Annotated in this window: 3 protein-coding genes; 1 reads left to right on the top strand and 2 read right to left on the bottom strand. The window is 66.6% G+C overall.

From position 1 onward, the window contains the following. Positions 1–102: 102 nt before the first annotated feature. On the bottom strand, positions 103–1,023 hold the full coding sequence (gene rarD / locus ACE026_RS00150) for an EamA family transporter RarD (RefSeq protein WP_486036907.1): 921 nt from the start codon (positions 1,021–1,023) through the stop codon (positions 103–105). Next, entirely contained in the window at positions 1,020–1,922 is a 903-nt protein-coding gene (yedA, locus tag ACE026_RS00145; RefSeq protein WP_486036905.1) for a drug/metabolite exporter YedA, read from the bottom strand. Before yedA ends, rarD begins: the two co-directional genes overlap by 4 nt. 144 nt (positions 1,923–2,066) lie before the next feature. On the opposite strand from yedA, the gene ACE026_RS00140 reads away from it, so the two are divergent. Further along, on the top strand, positions 2,067–3,434 hold the full coding sequence (locus ACE026_RS00140) for an MFS transporter (protein ID WP_486037002.1): 1,368 nt from the start codon (positions 2,067–2,069) through the stop codon (positions 3,432–3,434). Positions 3,435–3,457 lie beyond the last annotated feature (23 nt).

Genomic DNA, 3,457 nt, shown 5'->3' with positions numbered 1-3,457 from the left:
CCCCCCCCCCCCCCCCCCCCCCCCCCCCCCCCCCCCCCCCGCCCAGCCAAGCAGCCCGGCAAACCAAGTCTCCCTCTCTCAAGCTTTCAAGCTTCTTGGCTTTCAGCGCTTCAACGCACCACCAACCCGCGACCGCCACACACCGTCGCCGATGAACAGCAGCAGCCCGGCCCAGATCGCCGCGAAGCCCACCGCCTTGGCCGTATCGAATGGCTCGCGGAAAAAGAACACACCCAACAGCAACCCGATACTCGGCGCGATGTACTGCAGGATCCCGACCAGCGACAACGGAATCCGCTTCACCCCATACGCAAACCCGATCAACGGCAACGCCGTCACCGCACCGCCGAAGATCAACAGCGCATCGTTGCGCCAGCCCCAGCCGCTGAAGAAAGCGCCCCCGTGCCCATTCTCGCTCCACAGCGCGAACCCGATCGCGGGCAGGAACAGATACAGACTCTCCACGCCAAGGCCGGCCACCGGGTCCACCGAGATCATCTTGCGCAGCAGCCCGTACAGGCCGAACGAGCAGGCCAGCCCCAGCGCGATCCAGGGCGGCGTTCCCGCATCGACGGTCAGCCATGCCACACCGAGCGCCGCGCAGCCCACCGCGAGCCACTGCAGGCGGCGCAGGCGCTCTTTGAGCACCACAACGCCGAGCACCACGCTGACCAGCGGGTTGATGAAGTAGCCCAGGCTGGTCTCGATCACGTGCCCGGCGTTGATCGCCCAGATGTACAGGCCCCAGTTGAACGCGATCGCCACGCTGCTCAGTGCCAGCGTCGGCAGCGCGCGCGGCTGCGCGGCGATGGCCTTCCACCAGCCCAGCCCATTGCTCAGCAGCAGCCAGGCCACCACCAGCACCGTGCTCCAGATGATGCGGTGGGCGATGATCTGCTGCGACGGAACCGCTTTGAGCAGGTGCCAGTAGACCGGCACCAGGCCCCACAGGGTGAAGGTGAAGGCGGTGATCGCGAACCCGCGGCGTTGTTCCTGCAGGCTGTGTTGGGCGGGCAGGCTCACTTCGCGCGCGTCCGGGCCAGGGTGAGCACCACCACGCCGGCCAGGATCACCGCCATCGCGAGGAAGTCGCGGCCGCCGAAATGCTCGTTGCCGATGATCACGCCCAGGATCACCGCGATCACCGGATTGACGTAGGCGTAGCTGGCCACCAGCGCAGGGCGCACGTTGTGCAGCAGCCACACGTATGCGGTGAAGGCGACGATCGAACCGAACATGCACAGGTAGGCCACCGCCAGCAGCCCATTCATGCTGGGCCAGGTGGTCGGACGTTCGCCACTGAACAGGCCGAGCATGATCAGCATCGCGCCACCGCAGAGCATCTGCCCGGCGGCGGTCATGAACGGACTGGGCAGATCCAGGCCGCGCGCCCAGATCGAGCCGAAGGCCCAGCCGATCGGGGCGATCAGCAGCAGGATCAGGCCCTGCGGCGTGGCGGTAAGGCTGCTGCCGGCATTGAGCCAGACCACGCCGAGGAAGCCGATCGCGATGCCCAGCCACTCACCGCGGCTGGCGTTCTGCCCGCGCATCGCGCCAAACAGCGCCATCCACAACGGCACCGACGCCACGGCCGTGGCGGCCAGGCCGGAAGACACCGTGCGCTCGGCCAGCACCACCATGCCGTTGCCCAGCACCAGCATGGTCAGGCCCATGATCGCCAGGTTGCGCCACTGGCGCCTGGTCGGGGCAGGCGAGCCACGCCAGCGCAGCACGGCGTACATCAGCGTGCCGGCGATGATGAACCGGCCCCCGGAAACCATCGTCAGCGGCAGCGCGCCGCCCTCCAGCGCCAGCCGGATCCCGAGATAGGTGGACCCCCAGACCACGTACACCAGCAGCAGCGCCAGGACGACCAGGCCGCTGCGGGGAGCGGCCGACGGGGATTCGGGTAGGACGGCCATGGGCCACCACGGTGCGGGGGAACACGAATTCTAGGCCGTTGCCGATGGCGCAGCACCCATTGCGCTGGCACGCTGATTTCACCGGGCCGCATCGTGATGCCTGACACGCACCCGTTTTTGACGTGCGGTAAGGTAACAAGAGCAATCAACGCTTCCCCGCCAGGACCCCTACCCTGTATGAGTACATCCGTCCCCGCCACCGCGGCACCTTCTGACCGGGCCGCCCTGCGGCGTTCCATCTCCAATACCCTCAAAGGCTCGGCCGGCAACCTGGTCGAGTGGTATGACGTCTACGTCTACTCGGTCTTCGCGGTCTACTTCGAATCCCAGTTCTTCTCGGCCGCCGACAAGAACTCCACGATGTACGTGTGGGCGATCTTCGCCGCCACCTTCCTGATGCGCCCGATCGGCGCGTGGTACTTCGGCCGCTTCGCCGACCGCTACGGCCGCCGGCTGGCGCTGACGGTGTCGGTCACGATGATGGCCGCCTGTTCGTTCCTGATCGCGATCACCCCGACCGCCTCGCAGATCGGCATCTGGGCAGCGGTCATCCTGCTGTTCGCGCGCCTGCTGCAGGGCTTCGCCACCGGTGGCGAATACGGCACCAGTGCGACGTACATGTCCGAGGCCGCGCTTCCCGGCCGCCGCGGTTTCCTGTCCTCGTTCCACTACGTCACGCTGGTCGGTGGCCACGTGCTGGCGCAGCTGACCCTGCTGGGCATGCTGACCTTCTGGGACAAGCCCGAGATCTCCGCCTGGGGCTGGCGCGTGGCGTTCGGCATCGGCGGTGTCGCGGCGATCGTGGTGTTCTGGCTGCGCCGCAGCATGGACGAATCGCTGCAATCCGACTCCATCGAGGCCGCACGCGATGGCCGCGCCAAGGCCTCCGGCTCGATGCGTGAGCTGTTCGTCAACCAGTGGCGCCCGCTGCTGCTGTGCTTCCTGATCACTGCCGGCGGCACCGTCGCGTTCTATACCTATTCGGTCAACGGGCCGAAGATGATCCAGAGCGCGTTCGCGGGCGATGACGTCATGACCGGGACGATGATCAACCTCGGCGTGCTGACCTTCCTGATGGTGCTGCAGCCGATCGGCGGCTGGCTGTCGGACATGGTCGGGCGCAAGAGCCTGCTGGTGTTCTTCGGCATCGGCGGCGTGCTGTACAGCTGGTACCTGATCACTGAACTGCCGAACCAGCACGATCCGTTCATGGCCTTCCTGGTGCTGGGCATCGGCTTCGTGATCCTGACCGGCTACACCTCGATCAACGCAGTGGTCAAAGCCGAACTGTTCCCGACCCATGTGCGCGCACTGGGCGTGGGCTTTGGTTATGCGATGGCCAACTCGCTGTTCGGTGGTACCGCGCCGCTGCTGTACCAGGGCGCGCTGAAGACCGGCCAGGTCGGCATGTTCGCGGTGTACGTCACGGCGATCATCGCCGTGTCGCTGGTGGTCTATATGTTCTTCCTGACCAACAAGGGCCCGAACTGGCTTGATGGCACGCGCAAGTAACCGCCGCACGGCCCACCCCCCCC

It is taken from the genome of Stenotrophomonas sp. AGC87 (assembly GCF_057333975.1).
The sequence above is the reverse complement of the archived record's forward strand: the minus strand, read 5'-3'. Positions and strand labels throughout refer to the sequence as shown.